This window comes from Desulfotignum phosphitoxidans DSM 13687, assembly GCF_000350545.1.
GTDB lineage: Bacteria > Desulfobacterota > Desulfobacteria > Desulfobacterales > Desulfobacteraceae > Desulfotignum > Desulfotignum phosphitoxidans.
Window position 1 is genome coordinate 1 of sequence record NZ_APJX01000029.1, and the last position, 3,141, is coordinate 3,141.

The window sequence follows — 3,141 nt, forward strand, 5'->3', positions numbered from 1 at the left end:
TCAGACACTAAATAGGGTTTTAAGTTTTAAGTTTTAAGAAAGGGGCTGGGGTATTGGGTGTTGGGTTACTGCCAAAAATCAGACAAATCCATTTCAAGATCGTATCGAATAATCTTGCTCAATAAACCTTTTGGAACATCTTTATCTCCATGATCAGGAATTGTCTAAACAGGAACCGATAGCTTCAGTAATATTTTTTATGGCCTCGTCAATGGTATAGCCATAACTATGGCATCCTTTGAAAACAGGACAAGTTACTATAAACACATCATCAGCATCCTGTTCAATGATTATAGGGAAATGTTTTCTTTTCACAATAGTCCTCCCTCTACGCGTCTAACCATATGCCGTTATCATAAAAGACTTATACTACAGGCTTATTTTATCGTTAAGGGCTTTGGCAAGTCAATATAAGTTTTAAGTGTTCAGTTTTAAGTTTTAAGTTGGTTTCTTATGGAGGTTATGAGGCCTTGGAGCATGGCGGAGATTTGTTTTAGTTCGGTGATCAGGGTTTTGGTGTCTGATGGGGTTAGGGTGCCGATGCGTTGGGCTATGTAGAGTTGGGTGCGGAGTTCGGCGGCGGAGCCTTTGGCGATGTTGAGGAATCGGATGAACTCGGGTTTTGAATCTCTTTCTGCGCCTTCGGCAATGTTGCTGGCAATTGAAACCGCTGACCGGGTGATCTGATCCTTCAAACCAAAATCCCGGCAGCCTTTCATCATCTCATAAATCTCCACTGCCACCCGGCAACCCCTCTTCCACACCTCCAACTCCTCAAACGAAGTATAAGCCACCCATTCCTCCCTTTCTTAAAACTTAACACTTAAAACTTAAAACTCTCCGCCCGATATACCTCGGACAATCCCTGTTCCAAAGGTATAGACGGAACCCACCCCAGGGATTTGAGTTTGGACACATCCAGGAGTTTGCGGGGGGTGCCGTCGGGTTTGGTGGTGTCAAAGGTCAGGCGGCCGGTGAAGCCTGTGACTTTGGCGATGGTTTCGGCCAGTTCCCGGATGGTGCAGTCAACGCCCGTGCCCACGTTGATGTGGGAGAGCATGGGTTGGGTGTGGGACTGGTATGTGGCGGCATCCAGGTTCATGACGTGGACGGTGGCGGCGGCCATGTCGTCCACGTGCAGAAACTCCCGCATGGGGGTGCCTGATCCCCAGATCACCACTTCCGGGGCCTGTTGCCGGACGGCTTCGTGGAACCGGCGCAGCAGGGCCGGGATCACGTGGCTGTTTTCCGGGTGGTAGTTGTCCCCGGGGCCGTACAGGTTGGTGGGCATGACGCTGCGAAAGTCCGTGCCATACTGGCGGTTGTAGCTCTCGCACAGCTTGATGCCGGCGATCTTGGCAATGGCGTAGGGTTCGTTGGTGGGCTCCAGGGGGCCGGTCAGCAGCATCTCTTCTTTCATGGGCTGGGGAACCTCTCTGGGATAGATGCAGCTACTGCCCAGAAAAAGCAGTTTTTGGACCCCGCTCTGGTGGGCCGCATGAATCACGTTGTTTTGAACCATCAGGTTTTCATAGATGAATTCCGCCGGATAGGTGTTGTTGGCATGAATCTCGCCGACTTTGGCCGCAGCCAGGTACACCTGGTCCGGTTTTTCAGACTGCATGAAGTCCATGACCGCCTGCTGGTCCAGGAGATCCAGTTCCTGGCGGGTCCGGGTGATGATATGGGTCTGCCCCAGGGCGTTGAGACGTCTGACAATGGCGCTGCCAACCATGCCTCGGTGACCGGCTACAAAAATTTTCATCATGGGGGTCAGGCCTGCGTTATTGTAGTTATTGGGGGGTTGGGTATTGGATACAGTTCATAATTTATGAAGAAAAGGCAAAATTTGCTGAATGAGTGATGCCGAGCAGTCCATCAATACTGATGTCTTCATCAATCAAAGGCCAATGTATACCATACCCGGAGGGAGATATTTCAAATGTAGTTCTTTCAATTTCAGACGCGTGAAGCAACGCTTGAGAGATTGTTTTCAGATCAAAAGCTTGTTCCTGGCCGTCAATGTCAAGAATCAGGCGATTTCCTGTAAATCGTACATTTTTGATATTATGGTATAGTTTCATATCAATACTTCCTCAACTGAAATTCATTCCATGCATTCTCAATATATTCAAAATGCTGATAAATAATTTTTCGAATCTCACGCCTGGATTTACTGTTCATATTATAAGCATACGCCTCAAAAATTTCAAACCTTTCTGTATCCAGCCAATATTTACATTCCATCCCTGCTTTTGTGCAGTGGATATGCATGGGTTCCTGCGATTCATTGGCATAAAAAAACAACCGCCATCCCAGAATTTGTAGTATTGTAGGCATTTGTTGAATATTTGGTTTTGGGTATTTGGTTTTACCGGGGTGGGGTCAGGCCTGCGTTATTGTAGTTATTGGGGGGTTGGGTATTGGGTGTTTGGATTAAACAGAGGTTTCTTTTAGGCGGTACAATCCATTTTCTTGCAAAATTCTACATGTATTTTTGACAATACATCCTGATTTATTGCAGCGATATACTTTATCAGAATAGAGCGGTGGAGTGTGAAGCTTTTCGGAAAAATCACTTTTGATTCTTTTTTCAAAAAACCGTCCGCCAAATCACTTGATCCCAATAAAAATCCTTCGTGCTTCAGGTTGCTTGTCAAAGGCAGACATACACAGTCTTCTCCATATACACGCAAAACAAGCACAGGCCTTATTTTATACTCGGAAAGATCTGTAAAATAAATCTTAGCCAGATAAATTCTGCCTACCATGTTGAATAGTCCTCGTCATCTTCAGGAAAAGAAGCAGAAGATTGTCCAATTTTTCCAGCCATATCAATATCAGATGAATCCCAAAAGGAAATGTGATCATTTGGTTGTGACGCCGGCATAACGATAACCTCCACCTCTTCATAATCGAATCCTTCCGGAAGCATTAAATAAAGTTGGCGATTATGTATTTTTACAACCTGCCTTACTGTAATAGTTGTTGTCATGGCAATCTCCCCCCCCCCTTTCTCTGAAATGCAGGCAACTTGATTTGACAAGTTTGTCTGGTTCGATCTCGGTTGCCTGTAATATGTAGTTTATCACAGCTTCAAGGAATTTCAATCCCTGTGTTTCCTGTCGGGGTCGTCCCATT

General features: G+C 45.9%; 7 protein-coding genes. All 7 read right to left on the bottom strand.

The window, feature by feature from the left end:
- Positions 1-153: 153 nt before the first annotated feature.
- Complete coding sequence (locus DPO_RS26820) at positions 154-315, bottom strand: type II toxin-antitoxin system HicB family antitoxin (protein ID WP_083912144.1); 162 nt, start codon at positions 313-315, stop codon at positions 154-156.
- A gap of 116 nt (positions 316-431) precedes the next feature.
- Positions 432-794, bottom strand: a complete 363-nt coding sequence (locus DPO_RS23420; RefSeq protein WP_006968868.1) for a four helix bundle protein — start codon at positions 792-794, stop codon at positions 432-434.
- 29 nt (positions 795-823) lie between these two features.
- A complete protein-coding gene (gene fcl, locus DPO_RS23425; protein ID WP_006968869.1) occupies positions 824-1,768 on the bottom strand; it encodes a GDP-L-fucose synthase in 945 nt (314 codons plus the stop codon).
- A 61-nt stretch (positions 1,769-1,829) separates the two neighbouring features.
- Complete coding sequence (locus DPO_RS23430; RefSeq protein ID WP_006968870.1) at positions 1,830-2,084, bottom strand: DUF2442 domain-containing protein; 255 nt, start codon at positions 2,082-2,084, stop codon at positions 1,830-1,832.
- A gap of 1 nt (position 2,085) precedes the next feature.
- The gene (locus DPO_RS26825; RefSeq protein WP_006968871.1) at positions 2,086-2,340 is read right to left on the bottom strand and encodes a DUF4160 domain-containing protein; all 255 of its coding nucleotides are present in this window, start codon (positions 2,338-2,340) and stop codon (positions 2,086-2,088) included.
- A 113-nt stretch (positions 2,341-2,453) separates the two neighbouring features.
- Positions 2,454-2,771 (bottom strand): type II toxin-antitoxin system PemK/MazF family toxin, encoded by a 318-nt coding sequence (locus DPO_RS23440; protein ID WP_006968872.1) that lies wholly within the window; start codon positions 2,769-2,771, stop codon positions 2,454-2,456.
- Entirely contained in the window at positions 2,765-2,995 is a 231-nt protein-coding gene (locus DPO_RS23445) for a hypothetical protein (protein ID WP_040012325.1), read from the bottom strand. Before DPO_RS23445 ends, DPO_RS23440 begins: the two co-directional genes overlap by 7 nt.
- Between the last annotated feature and the right edge of the window lie 146 nt (positions 2,996-3,141).